Origin of the sequence: Martelella sp. HB161492, assembly GCF_013184775.1 — a bacterium.
Taxonomy (GTDB): Bacteria; Pseudomonadota; Alphaproteobacteria; order Rhizobiales; family Rhizobiaceae; genus Martelella.
Genome location: NZ_JAATVV010000003.1, coordinates 310,190 through 327,027, shown reverse-complemented (window position 1 = coordinate 327,027; position 16,838 = coordinate 310,190). Strand labels below are relative to the sequence as shown.

15 protein-coding genes are annotated in these 16,838 nt (G+C 60.4%); 6 read left to right on the top strand and 9 right to left on the bottom strand.

Annotated elements, in window-relative coordinates; genetic code table 11:
* Window positions 1-300: 300 nt before the first annotated feature.
* A complete protein-coding gene (locus tag HCK86_RS07250; protein WP_176083781.1) occupies window positions 301-1,281 on the bottom strand; it encodes a bifunctional riboflavin kinase/FAD synthetase in 981 nt (326 codons plus the stop codon).
* A 59-nt stretch (window positions 1,282-1,340) separates the two neighbouring features.
* Entirely contained in the window at window positions 1,341-2,192 is an 852-nt protein-coding gene (locus HCK86_RS07245) for a TIGR01459 family HAD-type hydrolase (RefSeq protein WP_176083780.1), read from the bottom strand.
* Window positions 2,193-2,732: 540 nt separating this feature from the next.
* Between HCK86_RS07245 and groES the strand changes: the two genes are divergently transcribed.
* Both groES and groL read left to right on the top strand, forming a co-directional pair.
* Window positions 2,733-3,029, top strand: coding sequence for a co-chaperone GroES (gene groES / locus HCK86_RS07240; protein WP_141149097.1), 297 nt, complete (start codon window positions 2,733-2,735; stop codon window positions 3,027-3,029).
* A gap of 78 nt (window positions 3,030-3,107) precedes the next feature.
* Window positions 3,108-4,751 (top strand): chaperonin GroEL, encoded by a 1,644-nt coding sequence (gene groL, locus HCK86_RS07235; RefSeq protein WP_141149096.1) that lies wholly within the window; start codon window positions 3,108-3,110, stop codon window positions 4,749-4,751.
* A 274-nt stretch (window positions 4,752-5,025) separates the two neighbouring features.
* Here groL and HCK86_RS07230 read toward each other — a convergent pair whose 3' ends face one another.
* The gene (locus HCK86_RS07230) at window positions 5,026-6,972 is read right to left on the bottom strand and encodes an FUSC family protein (RefSeq protein ID WP_176083779.1); all 1,947 of its coding nucleotides are present in this window, start codon (window positions 6,970-6,972) and stop codon (window positions 5,026-5,028) included.
* Window positions 6,969-7,403, bottom strand: a complete 435-nt coding sequence (locus HCK86_RS07225) for a MarR family transcriptional regulator (RefSeq protein WP_176083778.1) — start codon at window positions 7,401-7,403, stop codon at window positions 6,969-6,971. Before HCK86_RS07225 ends, HCK86_RS07230 begins: the two co-directional genes overlap by 4 nt.
* A 317-nt stretch (window positions 7,404-7,720) precedes the next feature.
* Here HCK86_RS07225 and HCK86_RS07220 point away from each other — a divergent pair, with 317 nt between their 5' ends.
* The gene (locus HCK86_RS07220; RefSeq protein WP_176083777.1) at window positions 7,721-8,794 is read left to right on the top strand and encodes a TQO small subunit DoxD; all 1,074 of its coding nucleotides are present in this window, start codon (window positions 7,721-7,723) and stop codon (window positions 8,792-8,794) included.
* A gap of 61 nt (window positions 8,795-8,855) precedes the next feature.
* Here HCK86_RS07220 and HCK86_RS07215 read toward each other — a convergent pair whose 3' ends face one another.
* From HCK86_RS07215 to HCK86_RS07205, 3 genes are all read right to left on the bottom strand, one after another.
* On the bottom strand, window positions 8,856-9,563 hold the full coding sequence (locus tag HCK86_RS07215) for a glutathione S-transferase C-terminal domain-containing protein (RefSeq protein ID WP_176083776.1): 708 nt from the start codon (window positions 9,561-9,563) through the stop codon (window positions 8,856-8,858).
* Between the two features lie 150 nt (window positions 9,564-9,713).
* A complete protein-coding gene (gene hisG / locus HCK86_RS07210) occupies window positions 9,714-10,409 on the bottom strand; it encodes an ATP phosphoribosyltransferase (RefSeq protein WP_176083775.1) in 696 nt (231 codons plus the stop codon).
* Entirely contained in the window at window positions 10,406-11,545 is a 1,140-nt protein-coding gene (locus tag HCK86_RS07205; protein WP_176083774.1) for an ATP phosphoribosyltransferase regulatory subunit, read from the bottom strand. The genes hisG and HCK86_RS07205 overlap by 4 nt, the downstream gene beginning before the upstream one ends.
* A gap of 415 nt (window positions 11,546-11,960) precedes the next feature.
* Between HCK86_RS07205 and HCK86_RS07200 the strand changes: the two genes are divergently transcribed.
* The 3 genes from HCK86_RS07200 to HCK86_RS07190 all read left to right on the top strand — a co-directional run bounded on the left by HCK86_RS07200 (window position 11,961) and on the right by HCK86_RS07190 (window position 14,450).
* Window positions 11,961-12,536, top strand: coding sequence for an isochorismatase family protein (locus tag HCK86_RS07200; protein ID WP_176083773.1), 576 nt, complete (start codon window positions 11,961-11,963; stop codon window positions 12,534-12,536).
* Between the two features lies 1 nt (window position 12,537).
* The gene (locus HCK86_RS07195) at window positions 12,538-13,563 is read left to right on the top strand and encodes a helix-turn-helix domain-containing protein (protein WP_176083772.1); all 1,026 of its coding nucleotides are present in this window, start codon (window positions 12,538-12,540) and stop codon (window positions 13,561-13,563) included.
* A gap of 284 nt (window positions 13,564-13,847) precedes the next feature.
* Window positions 13,848-14,450: a superoxide dismutase gene (locus HCK86_RS07190; RefSeq protein ID WP_176083771.1), complete on the top strand. Its 603-nt coding sequence runs from the start codon at window positions 13,848-13,850 to the stop codon at window positions 14,448-14,450.
* A gap of 63 nt (window positions 14,451-14,513) precedes the next feature.
* Here HCK86_RS07190 and HCK86_RS07185 read toward each other — a convergent pair whose 3' ends face one another.
* The gene (locus HCK86_RS07185; RefSeq protein WP_176083770.1) at window positions 14,514-16,001 is read right to left on the bottom strand and encodes an FGGY-family carbohydrate kinase; all 1,488 of its coding nucleotides are present in this window, start codon (window positions 15,999-16,001) and stop codon (window positions 14,514-14,516) included.
* Between the two features lie 34 nt (window positions 16,002-16,035).
* Window positions 16,036-16,836 carry a BtpA/SgcQ family protein gene (locus HCK86_RS07180; RefSeq protein ID WP_176083769.1) on the bottom strand — a complete coding sequence of 267 codons (801 nt, stop codon included), beginning with the start codon at window positions 16,834-16,836 and terminating at the stop codon, window positions 16,036-16,038.
* Window positions 16,837-16,838: the final 2 nt, after the last annotated feature.

The window sequence follows — 16,838 nt, the reverse complement described above, 5'->3', positions numbered from 1 at the left end:
GGGCGTCAGCGACACGCGTGCGGGCGCGACGCCTGCACTGCGGACCGGCGAAGGCGTCACCTCCGACAATTGCGGCATGTTGCGCGACGGTGACACCGGTTCGGAGGCAGATAGGCTGCTAACATTTGGCACGCTCAGCACTCCCTAGATGCAACACCTCATTGAGATGAGGTGGCATTCGAACAAAGACCCAGCCATGGCAGCACATCGCCATGACATCGATACAACGCAAAAATAACGAAAGAGAAACCAATAAGCCAAACGGAAAAACTGATAGATCAGGGATCGCGCCCTGCGGGTCTAAAATGCGATCCGGGCATCAAGTTCGGAGAACGGACGAACGGCCGAAAGCAATGCCCGGGCCTGATCGGCATCGCGATGCATCTGGGCAACCAATGGTTCAAGACCATCAAATTTCAGTTCGTCGCGAAGCCTGCCGAAAAGCGAAACCAGCCCGACCTCGCCATAGAGATCACCCTTGAAATCAAAGATGAAGGTTTCCAGCAGAGGGCGCCCGTCCTCAACCACGGTCGGACGCCGGCCAAAGCTTGCCACACCATCATGCAACGTGCCGCAGGGGCGGCGATAGCGCACGGCATAAATGCCGGGACTGAGCTTGGCATCGGGATCAAACGCCATGTTGGCCGTCGGAAATCCGAGCGTCCGCCCCAGCTTCTCACCGTGGATCACCTCACCCATGACGGTATAGCGATAGCCGAGCAGGCCGGATGCAGCCACAACGTCTCCGCGCGTCAGCAGATCGCGGATCCGGCTTGACGACACCACTTCGGCATTCTCGTCGCGGAAGGCGTCCATCAGCGTCACGCCGAAGCCATGCCGCTTGCCCGCATCCATCAGAAAGGCAGGACCGCCCTCGCGATTGCGGCCGAAATGAAAGTCAAAGCCCGTTACAACCTCGCTCGCACCCAGCCAGTCCCGCAGCACGGTGGTGACGAATTCCTCGGGCGAGCGTTGCGAGAAGGTCCGGTCGAAGGGATATTCGATGACGGCGTGATAGCCCATCAGCTCGAGAAGCCGCGCCTTCATCGGCGCCGGCGTCAGGCGGAAAACCGGAGCCTTCGGATTGAAGACCGATCGCGGATGCGGTTCAAAGGTGAGCACCAGTGCCGGACAGCCGCGCTCACCGGCAAGCGCCAATGCCCGTTCGAGCACCACCCGGTGGCCCCGGTGAACCCCATCGAAATTGCCGATAGCGACAACCCCGCCCTTCAGCTCTTCAGGCAGGGCTTCGCGAAACTCGTTACGATGAAATACGGTCATTTCAGTCTTCCGCTCCGGCCGAAACATTTCCCGGCCATGCTATGTCACACGATGGCCGCTCAGCGAAGCAGCGGCAGCCAGAATTTCGGCTTTGCATTCTGTTCCGTCAAGAAGCGGGTGAGTGCCTTTTCATCGACCACACCGTCAACCGTATATTCATGGGCATGGATCCCCTCGCAGATGAACAGCAGATCGAGCCCGTAATCGCGGGCGCCGCGCACATCCGTCGGCATGCCATCGCCGATCGCGGCAATGCGTTCCTGGGCAATCGTTCGGCCGGCAAGTGCACTGCCCTTGGCAACGGCCGCATCATAGATCGGCCTGTGCGGCTTTCCGGCAATCAGGGTCTTGCCGCCAAGCGCCTCATAAAGTGCTGCCAGCGCGCCGGCACAGGGAACCAGCCTGTCGCCCCGCGTCACGATCAGATCCGGATTGGCGCAGATAAATGGAATATTGCGCATGCGCAGTGCGCTCAGCATCTCCCGGTAATCTTCCGGCGTTTCGGTTTCATCGTTGAAAAGCCCGGTGCACAGAATGCCTTCAGCCTCGTCGGCAGAAACGATTTCAGCCCCTGTTCCGGCGATCAGCGCGGTATCGCGCTCGGGCCCGAGGTAAAAGAGATTCTTTGGCCCTTCGGCGATCAGCTTCTTGGTGACGTCACCGGATGTCACGATGGCATCATAGCTTTCATCGGTAATGCCGAAGGCCAGAAGCTGGGTCGCAACCGCGTCGCAAAGACGCGGCGAATTGGTGAGCAGCACGACCTTTTTGCCGGCCCTGCGGGCGCTCGCCAGAGCTGCCGGGGCTTCCGGATAGGCCGCCACACCATTGTGCAGCACGCCCCAGACATCGCAGAGAAAGAGATCATAGCGGTCATGGATAGCGCTCAGGGCTTCAATCGGTTCAGCCATTTATTTTTCCTTGAAAGCAGCAAAAGGAGATCGCAGGGCATCTGGACGGCGGACAAAAGGTCATAAGAATGGCCGCAACGCAAGCCCTGCGCGCAAAGCAGCGAGCAAAAGCGGTAAAAGCGAAAGCCCGAAGCGCATAACCGCCGGGATGGCAGGAAGACAGAGACAGAAGGCCTGCGGATCCGTTCGCGACCAGGCCGGCAGGCCCGCCAGAACGAAAAAAGCCGATCCGAAGCCAAACGGTGGCCGCAACGCTTAAGCGCGGGATTGCGCCATGACCAAGGCTGCCACAGTTTACCCTCAATGCTTACACATAAGGAGACGGCATAAGGATGTTGCGCTGCCGGCGCATGAACAGCGGCGACAAAAGTCCGCCAGACAGGCCGCGCCCGACATAAAATTTATCGCGCCTGTTCTTGACTCAATGTGACACCACACCTAAATCAGCGGTCGTTAGCACTCTCACGAAGGGAGTGCTAACAAAGTTTCGAGCGGTTGCGAATGCGCCGCAGATGTCATTTGATCGAGGGAATAGACAAAATGGCAAGCATTTCTTTCCGCCCCCTGCATGATCGCGTCGTTGTACGCCGTGTTGAGTCCGAAGCCAAGACCAAGGGTGGCATCATCATCCCGGACACCGCCAAGGAAAAGCCGCAGGAAGGCGAAATCGTCGCCGTCGGCACCGGCGCTCGTGACGAAGCCGGCAAGGTTGTCGCGCTCGACGTCAAGGTTGGCGACCGCGTTCTGTTCGGCAAGTGGTCGGGCACCGAAGTCAAGCTCGACGGCGAAGACCTTCTGATCATGAAGGAAGCCGACATCATGGGCGTTATCGCCTGATCGTCGGGCTTTCATCCCCTTTATGTGAACTAACGGGCTCTCGCCCTTCTCAAGGTTTGAAGAACCAGGAGTTTTCAAATGGCTGCTAAAGAAGTCAAATTCGGCCGCCCTGCGCGCGAAAAGATGCTGCGTGGCGTCGACATCCTCGCTGATGCCGTCAAGGTAACGCTCGGCCCCAAGGGTCGTAACGTTGTTATCGAAAAGTCCTTCGGCGCTCCGCGCATCACCAAGGACGGTGTTTCGGTTGCCAAGGAAATCGAACTCGAAGACAAGTTCGAAAACATGGGCGCCCAGATGGTCCGCGAAGTTGCTTCGAAGACCAACGATGTTGCCGGTGACGGCACCACGACCGCGACGGTTCTGGCTCAGGCCATCGTCAAGGAAGGCGCCAAGGCCGTTGCTGCCGGCATGAACCCGATGGATCTGAAGCGCGGCATCGATCTGGCCGTTGCTGAAGTCGTCAAGGACCTTCAGGCCAAGGCCAAGAAGATCTCGACCTCCGCTGAAGTTGCCCAGGTCGGCACGATCTCCGCCAATGGCGACAAGCAGGTCGGCGAAGATATCGCCAGCGCCATGCAGAAGGTCGGCAATGAAGGCGTGATCACGGTTGAAGAAGCCAAGACCGCCGAAACCGAACTCGAAGTCGTTGAAGGCATGCAGTTCGACCGCGGTTACCTGTCGCCTTACTTCGTCACCAACCCGGAAAAGATGATCGCCGAGCTCGACGACGCTTTCATCCTGCTGCACGAGAAGAAGCTCTCGAACCTCCAGGCCATGCTGCCGGTTCTCGAAGCCGTCGTTCAGTCGGGCAAGCCGCTCCTCATCATCGCTGAAGATGTTGAAGGCGAAGCCCTGGCAACGCTGGTTGTCAACAAGCTGCGCGGTGGTCTGAAGATTGCTGCCGTCAAGGCTCCGGGCTTCGGCGATCGCCGCAAGGCCATGCTGGAAGACATCGCCATCCTGACCGGTGGTACCGTGATCTCCGAAGATCTCGGCATCAAGCTCGAGACTGTTACCCTCGACATGCTCGGCACGGCCAAGAAGGTTTCGATCACCAAGGAAAACACCACCATCGTTGATGGCGCTGGTTCCAAGGCTGACATCGAAGCCCGCGTTGCCCAGATCAAGGCTCAGATCGAAGAAACCTCCTCTGACTACGACCGCGAAAAGCTGCAGGAACGCCTTGCCAAGCTCGCTGGCGGTGTTGCCGTTATCCGCGTTGGCGGCTCGACGGAAGTCGAAGTGAAGGAAAAGAAGGACCGCATCGACGACGCTCTGAACGCGACCCGCGCTGCTGTTCAGGAAGGCATCGTTCCCGGTGGTGGCGTTGCCCTGCTCCGCTCCTCCACGAAGATCACCGTCAAGGGTGAGAACGACGATCAGGACGCTGGCGTCAACATCGTTCGCCGTGCGCTGCAGGCTCTGGTTCGCCAGATCTCGACCAACGCCGGTGACGAAGCTTCGATCGTTGTTGGCAAGATCCTCGAAAAGAACGACGACAACTTCGGCTACAACGCCCAGACCAGCGAATATGGTGACATGATCGCCATGGGTATCGTTGACCCGGTCAAGGTTGTCCGCACCGCGCTGCAGAACGCTGCTTCGGTCTCCTCGCTGCTGATCACGACGGAAGCCATGATCGCCGAGCTGCCGAAGAAGGACGCACCGGCTATGCCTGACATGGGCGGCATGGGCGGCATGGGCGGCATGGGCATGATGTAATCGGCCAGTCCGGTTGCATCTGACCATTCGTCAGATATTCGGAAAAGGGCGATCCCTCGGGGTCGCCCTTTTTCTATGCCGGCTGTCTTGCGCAGCTCCCCTTGCTGAAGAGACAGCTTTCGCCTTTCAACGAAGAGCCGGAAACGCCGGATAGGCTAAAGCGCCGTGCGTCCTTTTGGACGCACGGCGCTTTAGCTTATTGAATCGACGCATCGGTGAGCCGTGACCGGGCAGGCAGGACCGAAGGCAGCATCAGCGACGCTTGCACGCCTGATCAGCCTGCCTCTGCCCTGGTGCCGCTCCAGACCGTGATGTCATCGGCCGCCTGCGCCATGGTCCGCGAAACCTCGGGCTGGCTGTTGCCCAGCAGAGCCGAAAGACGCCGCAGTCCGAGGGCCGCCTTATGCGGCTCGCTTTCAATCCGCGCCACCCGCGCCAGCCCCAGGCGGGCCGCCCGCCTGAGCCGTGGCGAACCGGCATCGTCTGACGCCCACTCATGCATGCGGAACACCAGATTGCCGAGCCCCATGATCGCCAGACCGGTATCCACTGACGCCTTGACGGCGAGGGAGCTGGGTTCGCTGTAGCGCAACAGCCTGAGCTGGCGATGGTAAAACCGTGCTCGCCAGGCCTGACGCTTCTCGAGCGCCGTGTCGCTCGCCGCGATCAGCCGCAATTCGCGGACCATGGCGCCAATCAGCAGCGTCCGTCGCCGGGCATTGTTGATCGGAAAGACAAGGCGATAGACGATGAAGGCGAAAGCCGGCGCAAGGACAACCGCCAGACCGGTCAGCAGCCACGAGCGAAAATCGCCCGTCAGCGGCAATGCCGGCTTCAGCAGCAGCAGGCTTACCATCGAATAATCGAACCCGAAGGGCATGGAGCGACGATTTGCGGAAATCGGTACGCCCAGCAGGATGAAGGGCACCATCATCGCCACGAGTTCGAAATCGCTGACCGCATGCGGCCAGACCAGGAAGCGGCACGCCAAAGCACCGATGACACCGAGAAATTGTCCGGCAAAGACGATCGGCATCATCCGCGCCGGATTCTCGAAGGTCGAGAACATCGTCAGCATGATCGACAGGCCAAGCAGCATGAAGGGACCGCTCTGCCAGCCGGTAACGATCCAGAAGCCGCCGACAAGCAGCATGGCGAAGAGCGAGCGCAGGCCGGCGCGCGCCGCCCCGCGAAAATCACGATGGAGGATCACCCGGCGATGCGGGCCGAGATCGCCCGGTGACCCGGTCTCGGGACCGAGATAGGCCCGAAGTGCAGTCTCCAACCCGCCGAGCACGTGGCCAAGCGGTGTCTCGGCGCCGCAGGTCGCAGCCGCCTCGGCAAGGATACGGCGTGCCTCGGCCTCGCCATCACTGCGTTTCAGCGCTGCCGATGCACGCCCGAGCATGTCGGCGACAGCTGGCGGCCAGATCCGCGACGGACCGCTGCGCAGCCAAAGCAATGCCTCGACCTCGGCAATCAGAAGCCCGCGTGCGGCGCGGGCGAAACGGTGCGAGCGCAGCGACCCGGCACCATTCGGCCCCAGAGCATCTTCAATGGCTGCCAGCTCAGCCAGCAGATCCGGCAATTTTCCGGTCCGCGGCGGCACCTCCTGCGCAAGACGCAGCGACATATCTTGCAGCACATGCGAAAGCAGCAGCCGGATCCGGCCATGAAGCGGATTTTCACCCTGCCGCTTGATCATGATGAGGCCGACGACAAGGGCTGCAACAATACCGGTTGCTATGGTTGCAACGCGATCGAGCCCCAGATGCATGACATCATCGGGATGGGCGAAATCGAGCAGCGCCACCATGGATGCCGAATAGCCGGCAAGGATCGCGCCATAAGAGACGAAACCGCGAAGGACATTGGCCGTGAGGGTCGAAAGGCCGATCCAGAGCGCGAGACCGGGCACCAGCAGCATGGGATTGCCACCGGAAAAGGCAACAAGGCAGACACCGGCAAAGGCACCCATCGCTGTTCCCGCCAGGCGGAAGAAGCTCTTTTCGACCAATTGCCCGCGGGTCGGCTGCGAGGCGGCAAAGACCGTCATCGCCGCCCATTGCGGGTGATCAAGCCCCAGAGCAAAGGCGGCGAACAGCGCCAGCACAGCCGCAACGGCGGTTCTCGCAGCAAAGGAAAAGCGTTCCGGATCGAACCCGGCGCGGATCAGAAACCGCAGCGGATGACCGGGCGTTTCACCGGTGGAAGAAGTCATTTTTTCAAGCGTCCATCTATTTTGTCGAAGGCATCAAGTAGCGCCTCGATCTCATCATCATCGACATCCGCAAGCATCTCCGTCTCCGCGGCCACAAGCACCTTGCGGATCCGCACGACAGAAGCCTTCCCCTTGTCCGTCAGCATGATGCGGCGCGCCCGCCGGTCGGCGGGGTCGTGCAGTCTCTCGATCTGACCATCGCGACTGAGGATATCGAGCGTGCGAACGAGCGTCGAGCCATCAAGGCCGATCCTCTCGGCAAGCTCCTTCTGGCTGATGCCATCGCCAAAGGCCTCAAGATGGACGAGCGGTGCCCAGGTTGCGTCGGAAAAGCCGATCTCGGCCAGTCGCAGATTGAGCGCATGGCGCCACTGGCGCGCCAGCATGACAAAGCGAAGGCCGAAACGGAAACGGGGTGAGAGCGGGTTCATGCCGATTGAATGACATACAAATAATTTGGATTCAAACTATTTTTTGACAATCCGCAGCACCACGCGCCTGTTTCGAAGGGGCAACATATCGTCCACGGCAAGCTGCGTGTCACGCAATGGCTTTGCAAGCTGTTCTTATTGCAGCATTTCCGCACGTCATCCCCGCGCCCGACCTGCGCTTCGTCATCCGCCCGATGGCGGCGACTGATATGGATCAAACAGCTTTGATTGTATCGGTGGTCTATTTGCACTCTGTGGGGGAGGAAAATTGCCTCCAAAATATGCGTTATTTCGTAGCTATGAAAAAGGATATATAGATGTCCACGACTGACCTGCATTCGGACAGCCGGACCATCAGTCCGTCTGCCTGGCAGCTGATCGGCGCTGCCATTCTTGCCAATCGCCTTGTCATCGGCTGGGTTTACTGGGGCGGTTTTTCCCGGCGCTTCATCTATGACCTGAAGAAGATCGACCCGGAATCACCGGGTTATCTCGCAAACAAGCTGGTCCATGCAGCACCTGGCGTTCCCTTCGGCTTTGACAACATCGTCCACTGGCTGCTCGATCACGGCACGCTGCTGCATATCGCGGTGATCAGTTTCAGCCTGATCGAGCTCGTTGTTGGCATTGGCCTGATCCTCGGACTTGCGACCCGCTTCGTCTCGCTTGTCGGCATCGGCCTGTCGGTGACGCTGATGATCATCTTCGGCTGGATGGGCACGACCTGTCTTGACGAATGGACAATGGCGGCCTGCAGCTTCGCCATGACATCGGTCACATTGGTCACCGGCAGCGGCCCCTATTCGGTTGACAATCTGCTGGTCAAGTCCGGGCGCACGCAGAAAACACCGTGGCTTGCCTGGGCCACAAGCGGCCCTATCCCGCTGACACGAAACCGCTTCATTGCGATCACCACCCTTCTCGGCGTCATCGCCTTCATCTTCACCGTGTTCTTTTACGGCTTCTATTTCGATGCGATCTACAGCCCGCTTGGCAAGCGCTACAACAATCTTGTGCCGCGCATCACCATGAGTGAGGGTGTGCTATCCAATGGCACGGCATCCGTCCATGTCTATATGGATCGCGGCCCCGACACTCAGGGAGCCTATATCATTCAGGCCAGCCTTGCCGGCAAGGACAGTGCCGAAGCACCGATCGCCACCTTCACCGCTGAAGATCTCGACAATGCTGACCGTGTCACGATCACCGACAATCGCTTCGCGCCCTGGTCGACCTGCAAGCAGATCAGTTACGGCATTCGCTGCCAGCTTGGCAGCCAGGCGGTGCTGAACTTCACCCTGCCCGCCGATATCAGCGCAGCCGGTGATCTGGTGCTGACGCTGACTGATATCGAAGGCAAGACCTTCGCCGCTCCTGTCAGCATCCGGTAACAAGAAAGGGCGGGCCGAAAATCCGGCCCGCCCTTTTCAAAGCGCAGACTGCAGCCGTATCTCAGTCACGTGGCGGAATATTCAGCGCCTTCTGGCTGGCCGGACGGTCGAGACAACGGCCCAGCCACAGATTGACATTGGCAAATTCGGCAAGGCCCAGATGCTCTGCAGCGTCATAAGCACTCGTCAGACCGCGAACCCAGGGGAAAATCGCGATGTCGGCGATGGTATAGACGTCTCCCATGATGAAGCGACGCTCGGCCAGGCGCTGCTCGAGCACGCCCAGCAGCCGCCGTGTCTCATTGGAATAGCGCTCCGTCGGGTAGGGATTATTGGCAACCTTGTCGGCGGCAAATTTGTAGAAATGGCCGAACTGACCGAACATCGGCCCGACGCCCGCCATCTGGAACATCAGCCACTGGATCGTCTCATAGCGGCCAACCGGATCTTCCGGCATCAGCATGCCGGATTTCTCAGCCAGATAGATCAGGATTGCGCCCGATTCAAAAAGCCCGATCGGCGTACCGTCGGGGCCATCGGGATCAAGGATCGCCGGGATCTTGTTGTTCGGGTTCAAAGACAGAAATTCGGGCGTCATCTGGTCATTGGTCGCAAAGGACACAAGATGGGCCTCATAGGGCAAACCCGTTTCTTCAAGGGCTGCGGAAATCTTGATGCCGTTGGGAGTGGGTAGCGAATAGAGCTGGATAACATCCGGGTTCTTCGGCTGCCACCGCCGGGTGATCGGAAAATCGGAGATGCGCGACATCGGCGCTCCTTATCAGGTAGACGGAATTATAACAGAAACCAACAAATGTTGCCCTTGTCACGGATTTGCAACCCCGCGCCGATAAGAAACGTTTCACTATTTTGCAACAAAATGTAATCGCATCTTGACCGAATATCGCTGGACAGAAGATCAGCCGTCGGTCATCAGCGCATCGCGAATCTCTGCGACCACCGGATCCTCGGCATGTTCGCCCTTGCGCGCCCGCACGAAACAGGCCTCCGATTTCAGGATCACCCCATCCTTCAGAATCTTCAGATGGTTGGCCTTGAGCGTCGAACCGGTCGAGGTGATATCGACAATGATATCGGCCTGGCCCGCCATCGGCGCACCCTCGGTTGCCCCCAGGCTCTCGACGATCCGGTAGAGCTGGATACCGTGCTTGGCGGTGAAAAACTGCTGCGTCAGCCGCCAGAACTTGGTGGCGATGGAAAGCCTGCGACCATGGCGGCTGCGGAATTCGGCCGCCACGTCGTTGAGATCGGCCATGCTGTCGACATCGAGCCAGATCTCCGGCACCGCGACAACGACATCGGCCTGACCGAAACCGAGACGGGCGACGAACTCGACCCGGTCATCGACATTCGGCAGCCCCTCCCGCAGGAGATCCTCGCCGGTGACGCCGAAATCGACAGCGCCGCGACCAACCTCGCGCGAAATCTCCGATGCGGACAGGAAGGCGATCTCGATATCATCGCGCCCCTTGACCCGGCCGCGATAGGAGCGGTCATTGCCGATTGCCTCGATCTCGAAACCGGCCTGTTCCAGCGCCGCCTGCGAGGCTTCCTTGATCCGTCCCTTGGACGGCAGAGCGATGGTGACGGTCATGCCGGTTCTCCAGTCTTGTCGCGCGTGCGGGAGATCCGGTCGAGCCAGAGCGAAAAGCCAACCGCCGGAATGTGATCCGTCGCGCCCAGAAGCGTCAACAGCCGGTCATAGCGTCCGCCGCCGGCCAGCATCGCCTTGCGGCCATCGCCTTCGGCGATTTCGAAAACCAGGCCGGTATAATAGTCGAGCGGCCGCCCGAAGGCAGCCCGATAGCAGATCGTCTCCACATCGACGCCAGCCGCTTTCAGCGCCTCGACCCGGCGCTCGAAGGTGGCAACCGCCGGACCGAGATCAAGGCTGAATTTCCCGGCAAAGGCCTCCAGCGCATCAGAGGCCGCGGCAAGCGGCAGCGCCAGCGCCAGAAAGCTGTTCAGCGCCTCAAGCGCCTCTGCATCGAGACTGGTGACGGAAAGCGCCAGCTTCTCCTTCAGCCGGCGTGCGATTTCCGCCGGTGAACGGCTGGCATTGGTGGAATAGCCAGTATCCTGCATCGTCTGGTCGAGATAGGCGATCAGCCCGGCCTCGTCGCCATCGGCGAGGAAGGCTGCGACCCGCCGGTCAAGGCCCGAGACGGGCTGAGGCCTGGCCAGCGTTTCCATCAGCCCTTCAAGCTGGCGGCGATTGCCAAACGCCTGAATCAGCCGCTTCTGCCAGCCACCCGGCAGACCGAGCGCCCCCACGACCGCCTCGAACACCGACTGATCGCCAAGTGTGGTGACGACCGCTGCGTCCGGCAGGACCCGGCGAACGACACAAAGCGCGTCAGCCAGCGCCCGCGCATCGGCCGTGGCAAAATCCTCTTCACCCAGATCCTCGATCCCGGCCTGGAAGAATTCCGCGGCGCCATCATCGCGCGCCTGACGGAACACCATGCCGCAATAGCCATAGCGCTTCGGCGTCCCGGCATTTTCGCCGATGTGGTGCAGGCAGACGGGAATGGTGAATTCGGGGCGAAGGCAAAGGCTTTCACCGGTTTCGCTCTCGGTCATGAAGATGCGGCGGCGCAGGGCCTCGCCGGTCATGTCGAGAAACGGCGCGGCCGGCTGGATCACCGGCGTGTCGGTGAGCATCGCACCGCGTGCGGCAAATTCATTCAGGATCTCACCGGCAAATTCCGGCATTGAGGTGGGAAGCATTGCGGTCCCGCTTGCATCTAGGATTTTCAAAGCCGCATCGGAACACCATTTCCTGGCGCAAAAGTCAACGCAAAGGCCTGCCGGAGCGCGTTTTTTTGCCTGCAAACGCGGCTCTGGCATAACAAGTCCGTCAGGAGCCACCTGCGCATGATCTGTCTGCCACCGAAGAACCTGCCCGGCGCCATCCGCAGCCATCGTCTGCAAGCCGCTGCGGGCGCGCCCGCCGGAAGCGATCACGGCTTGATCTTCGCCCCCATGCGCGCCGCGCGCGCCAACCGGTGTGATGGCCGCGACGCGTCCGGAAGGACAGATCAGATCTTTGGTTCAATTTGGCGTAAAATGTCCCTTATTCGGCCATCACCCTGATTTTTATTTTGCTATTCAGTTCATAAACTGACTTCATGTTCACACCGACATGGAGCCATATATGTCCGAAGATACAGCCCTTCTCGTCATCGACGTACAGGAATCCTTTCGCCATCGCCCCTATTTCACCGAAACCGGGCTCTCCGGTTACCTTGAGCGCCAGCAAAGACTGATTGACGGCGCAACCCATGCCGGTCTTCCGGTGATCCAGATCTTCCATGAGGAAGATGGCGGTCCCTTTGATCCGGTTTCCGGCTTTGTCGAAACACTGGCACCGCTCGTCATCGCGCCCGATGCCATCTTTCGCAAGCGCCGCCATAGTGCCCTAATCGGCACGGGGCTTGATGTTCACCTGATCAGAAACAACATCCGCCGGCTGATCATCTCCGGTATCCGCACGGAACAATGCTGCGAAACCACCACCCGCCACGCCTCGGATCTCGGCTTCGCGGTGGATTTCGTCGCCGAGGCGACCCACACATTCCCGATGCGAGACGAAACGGGCCGGCTCTGGAGCGCTGACGACATCCGCGCCCGCACCGAACTGGTTCTGGCGGGCCGCTTCGCCCGGATCGCGAGCGTTGACGACATCCTTGGCGAACTGGCAGAGCGGGAAGCAGCCTGACATGGGCGACAACGCGCGGCAGCTCCCGGTTTTCGTTGTGATGCAGCCGCGCGTGCTGCTGCTGGATGTCGCCGGGCCGATCGAGGTGCTGCGCAAGGCCAATCTTGTGCAGCACGATGTCTTTTTCGATGTGCGCTACATAGCGCCCTCACCCGAAGCCGGCACGTCGATCGGCTTGACGCTCACGGGAATGTCGCCTCTGCCGGATAAGCTGCCCGAAGGCGCCATGGTGGTGGTCCCCGGCTCTGCCGATGAGCCGCTTTTCGGTGCGCAACATCCGGCAGTGCAGGATGACCGGGAAGAGGAAGCCATTGTCGCCTGGCTTTCAGAAGCGATCCGCCCCGGCATCCGCCTTGTCTCGATCTGCTCGGGCGCAACGCTTGCCGCCCGTGCCGGACTTCTCGAAGGCTATAACTGCACCACCCACCATGCCACGATCGAGGCGCTTGCCCGCGCCGCGCCAACGGCGAAAGTGCTGGAAAACCGCATTTTCGTGGAGGATGGCGAGCGCTTTTCCAGCGCAGGCATCACCGCCGGGATTGACCTGATGCTTGCCATCCTCGCCCGCGAGGCTGGCCACCGCACCGCGCTTGAGGTCGCGCGTTATCTCGTCGTCTATCTGCGGCGCAGCGGCTCTGATCCGCAGATCTCGCCCTTCCTCGAAGGGCGCAACCACATCCACCCGGTGATCCACCGGGTCCAGGACGCCATCGCCGCCGATCCGGCCGCCGAGTGGTCGGTTGCGCGGATTGCAAAGATGGCCGGTGCCAGCGAACGCAATCTGTCCCGGCTTTTCAACGACCATGTCGGGCTCAGCGTCACCGACTACATCAACCGCATGCGCATCGGCCTTGCCCGCGAATTCGTCACCGGATCCTCCCTCGCCATCGATGAGATCGCCCGGCGCACCGGCTTTTCCTCGACCCGCCACTTCCGCCGGGTCTGGCAGCAGTTTCACGGCGCGCCGCCGCGCGCCAGCCGGCATTCCAGAGAAAGGCTGGCCAGAGAAGGTGCCGCTGTGAACTGAACACTGGTCAACATGTGGAAACCATGTGGATATCCGTTGAACAACCTGTGCAAAACGCCGCACAGAAGCGCGTTTCGAAACGCCTCTTGGCAGCTCCGGGACGCAGCGGCGGATCTCAGCAAGATGATAGCGCGGACAGCCGGACGCGACCGCGAAGAAAGGCCTGCCTTGCCGCGAAAACGGGCATTTTTGATGATTTTCAGGTTGCCGTCGCAGCTGGCGGCTCCTATGTAAGGTGCAAGCGCCAAATCACACCAATTAGGCTGCCAAAAGGAGTATTGAACATGGCTTTTGAACTTCCTGAACTGCCCTACGCCTATGACGCCCTCGCCCCCTTCATGTCGGCCGAGACGCTGGAATTCCACCACGACAAGCATCACAATGCCTATGTGACCGCCGGCAACAAGCTTGCTGCCGAAGCAGGTCTTGCCGACCTGTCGGTCGAAGAGATCATGGTCAAGGCCTATGGCACCAACCAGGCACTGTTCAACAATGCCGGCCAGCACTTCAACCACATGCATTTCTGGAAGTGGATGAAGAAAGACGGCGGCGGCACCAAGCTGCCGGGTGCACTTGAAAGCGCCATCGCCTCCGACCTCGGCGGCTATGACAAGTTCAAGGCTGATTTCATTGCCGCTGGCGTCGGCCAGTTCGGCTCCGGCTGGGCCTGGCTCGCTGTCAAGGACGGCAAGGTCGAAATCATGAAGACCCCGAACGGTGAAAACCCGGTCGTTCACGGCGCCAAGCCGATCCTCGGCGTCGACGTGTGGGAACACTCCTACTACATCGATTACCGCAATGCCCGCCCGAAATATCTGGAAGCCTTCATCGACAGCCTGGTCAACTGGGACTACGTGCTGGAGCTTTACGAAGCTGCAACCAAGTAATTTCGCGTTTCATAGCGAATGCATCAAGCCCGGCCCATTGGCCGGGCTTTTCTCTTGCCGTAATCAGGCAGACGGCCGGTATAGCGCGCGATAGGTCGCATAGCCTGCATCATAGACCGCGCGGTTTCCGGCCTCCGGCGCGATCAGATCGCCGGTACCGACAAAGGCGGTGACGCCGGACCAGTCATCGGCAAGCCCTGCCCCCATCGCCGCCGTCCAGGCAACGCCAAGGCAGGAACCCGGATGGCCCGTGAGGCACTGAACCGGCGCGCCGAGCACATCGGCAACGATCTGCATCCAGACCCGGCTCTGCGCTCCGCCGTCGGAAACCAGATAGCGCGTGGTCTGATGTCCCATGTCATTCAGCACATCGATATGATGCCGGAGCGCATAGGCATAGGATTCCAGCAGCGCCCGCCAGAGATGGCCGATATCATGGGAGAGTGTCAGCCCCGAAATCACGCCGCGCGCATTCGCATCGTGGATCGGCGTCTTCTCGCCGAGAAGATAAGGCAGGATCGTCACGCCCTCGGCGCCTGCCGGCTTTTCCGCAGCCATCTGGTCGAGATAGCGATAGACAGTGATGCCCGCCTCTTTCGCCAGCATCTCTTCCCTGCCGGCGAAGGTGGCGATAAACCAGTTGAGTGCCGAACCGCCCGTCGACATGCAGCCATTCGGCATGAACAGGCCGGGGATCAGGTGATAATCGAGAAACAGGCGCGGATCGGGACGCACGAGATCGGTTGCCGTCAGAATATCAACGGCGCCACCGAATTTCAAAAGCACGTCGCCCGCCTGATTGACACCCGCACCAAAGGCGGAGGCCACCATATCCGCCGCGCCGCCGACGACCGGTGTTCCTGGCGCAAGCCCGGTCCTTTCGGCCGCCTTTGCCGTGACCCTGCCGATGATCTCATGCGAGGCGACCTTGCGCGGCACGACCTCCGGCGCAACATGCGCCCATGAAATCAGATCGTCATCAAGAAGGCCGGCAGCAACATCGACAAAACCAGCCTCAAGCGCCCAGTTCTGCTCAACTGTCTTCTCACCCGTCAGGCACCAGTTGATATAGTCATAGGATCCGAAAACCGTGGCAATTTTCGAAAACACATCCGGCTCGTTGCGCTCGATCCAGCGTAATTTGGCCGTTACAAGCTGCTGGTTGATGCCATTGCCAGCATGGGCGATGAAGGCAGCCTCATCGCGCTCTGCGCGCAGTTCCGCCACCTCACGGCCCGAGCGGCCATCGCTTTGCTGGATGGAGGGGCGCAGAACCCGCCCGGCCTCATCCAGCAGCACGACCGCGGGCAGCATGCCGGTGACGCCAACGGCGCCAATCGCTGCCGGATCGGTATGCTCAAGGCCGATGAGTTCACGGCAGATTGCCTGCACATTCCCCCACCATTCGGCCGGGTCTTCCTCGGCCCAGCCGTGATGCGGCGATTTCAGGGTCACCGGGCGGGAGACGATACCGACAACGCGTGACGGCAGCTCGATCAGAATGCCGATGGTCGAGGTGGTGCCGATATCGAGACCGATCACATAGGCCATGGCCTGCTCCTGCCCGGATGAGGATTGATGCGGATTAACGCAAGGTCGCGACGATATCCATGAAGCGCTTGACGCGCTCGCCATCAACCGGGTTCCAAGTGTCACCGTCGACCTTGAAATGGGTGCCGATGATGCAGCCAGACGCCATGGACAGGATGTCCTTCACATTATCCTTGTTGACGCCGGTATTGGCGAAAACCGGAACGTCCGTGACCGTTTCGCAGACCTTGCGCAGCCCCGACTGATCGACCGGCTGGCCGGTGATCGGACCGGAAACGAGGATCGCATCGGCCATGGAGGAGAAAACCGCACTTTTGGCACGAAGCTCGATCGGGCGCTGATCAAGCGAGAAGGCAAATTCGGCATTGATATTGAAGAGCAGCTTCAGGTCCTTGCGGCCGAGATTGGCGCGCAGCCGCGCCGGCGTTGCACAATCGGGCGCCCAGACGCCCATGTCGGAGGCAAACACTCCGGTGAAGATTTCACGCACGAAACTGGCGCCCGTGGCGGCGGCAATCGCAACGCTTGCCGAAGGGTCCCAGAGATAATTGACGCCGAAGGGCACGGTGAGCATCGGCTTGATCGCCTGCACCAGGGCCGCCATCGCGGCAATGCCTTCCGGCGCTGCCTTCAGCACATAGGGGCGGTCATTCTCATTGCCGAACATGATCGCGTCGACACCGCCCGCCTGCAGCTTTTCAATGTCGCTGGCAACACCTTCGATCAGCTTGTCGAGGCCGCCATCGGCATCATATTGCGGTGAACCGGGCAGCGCACCGATATGGGCCATGGCGATCACGGCCTTTTTCTTCTCACCGAAGAAATCGAAAATCATTG

Excerpts from the sequence above, each read along its gene's own strand:
- HCK86_RS07250 (WP_176083781.1), bottom strand. The coding sequence starts at position 1,281 with ATGACCGTATTTCATCGTAACGAGTTTCGCGAAGCCCTGCCTGAAGAG.
- HCK86_RS07245 (WP_176083780.1), bottom strand. The coding sequence starts at position 2,192 with ATGGCTGAACCGATTGAAGCCCTGAGCGCTATCCATGACCGCTATGAT.
- groES (WP_141149097.1), top strand. The coding sequence starts at position 2,733 with ATGGCAAGCATTTCTTTCCGCCCCCTGCATGATCGCGTCGTTGTACGC.
- groL (WP_141149096.1), top strand. The coding sequence starts at position 3,108 with ATGGCTGCTAAAGAAGTCAAATTCGGCCGCCCTGCGCGCGAAAAGATG.
- HCK86_RS07230 (WP_176083779.1), bottom strand. The coding sequence starts at position 6,972 with ATGACTTCTTCCACCGGTGAAACGCCCGGTCATCCGCTGCGGTTTCTG.
- HCK86_RS07225 (WP_176083778.1), bottom strand. The coding sequence starts at position 7,403 with ATGAACCCGCTCTCACCCCGTTTCCGTTTCGGCCTTCGCTTTGTCATG.
- HCK86_RS07220 (WP_176083777.1), top strand. The coding sequence starts at position 7,721 with ATGTCCACGACTGACCTGCATTCGGACAGCCGGACCATCAGTCCGTCT.
- HCK86_RS07215 (WP_176083776.1), bottom strand. The coding sequence starts at position 9,563 with ATGTCGCGCATCTCCGATTTTCCGATCACCCGGCGGTGGCAGCCGAAG.
- hisG (WP_176083775.1), bottom strand. The coding sequence starts at position 10,409 with ATGACCGTCACCATCGCTCTGCCGTCCAAGGGACGGATCAAGGAAGCC.
- HCK86_RS07205 (WP_176083774.1), bottom strand. The coding sequence starts at position 11,545 with ATGCTTCCCACCTCAATGCCGGAATTTGCCGGTGAGATCCTGAATGAA.
- HCK86_RS07200 (WP_176083773.1), top strand. The coding sequence starts at position 11,961 with ATGGAGCCATATATGTCCGAAGATACAGCCCTTCTCGTCATCGACGTA.
- HCK86_RS07195 (WP_176083772.1), top strand. The coding sequence starts at position 12,538 with ATGGGCGACAACGCGCGGCAGCTCCCGGTTTTCGTTGTGATGCAGCCG.
- HCK86_RS07190 (WP_176083771.1), top strand. The coding sequence starts at position 13,848 with ATGGCTTTTGAACTTCCTGAACTGCCCTACGCCTATGACGCCCTCGCC.
- HCK86_RS07185 (WP_176083770.1), bottom strand. The coding sequence starts at position 16,001 with ATGGCCTATGTGATCGGTCTCGATATCGGCACCACCTCGACCATCGGC.
- HCK86_RS07180 (WP_176083769.1), bottom strand. The coding sequence starts at position 16,836 with ATGATTTTCGATTTCTTCGGTGAGAAGAAAAAGGCCGTGATCGCCATG.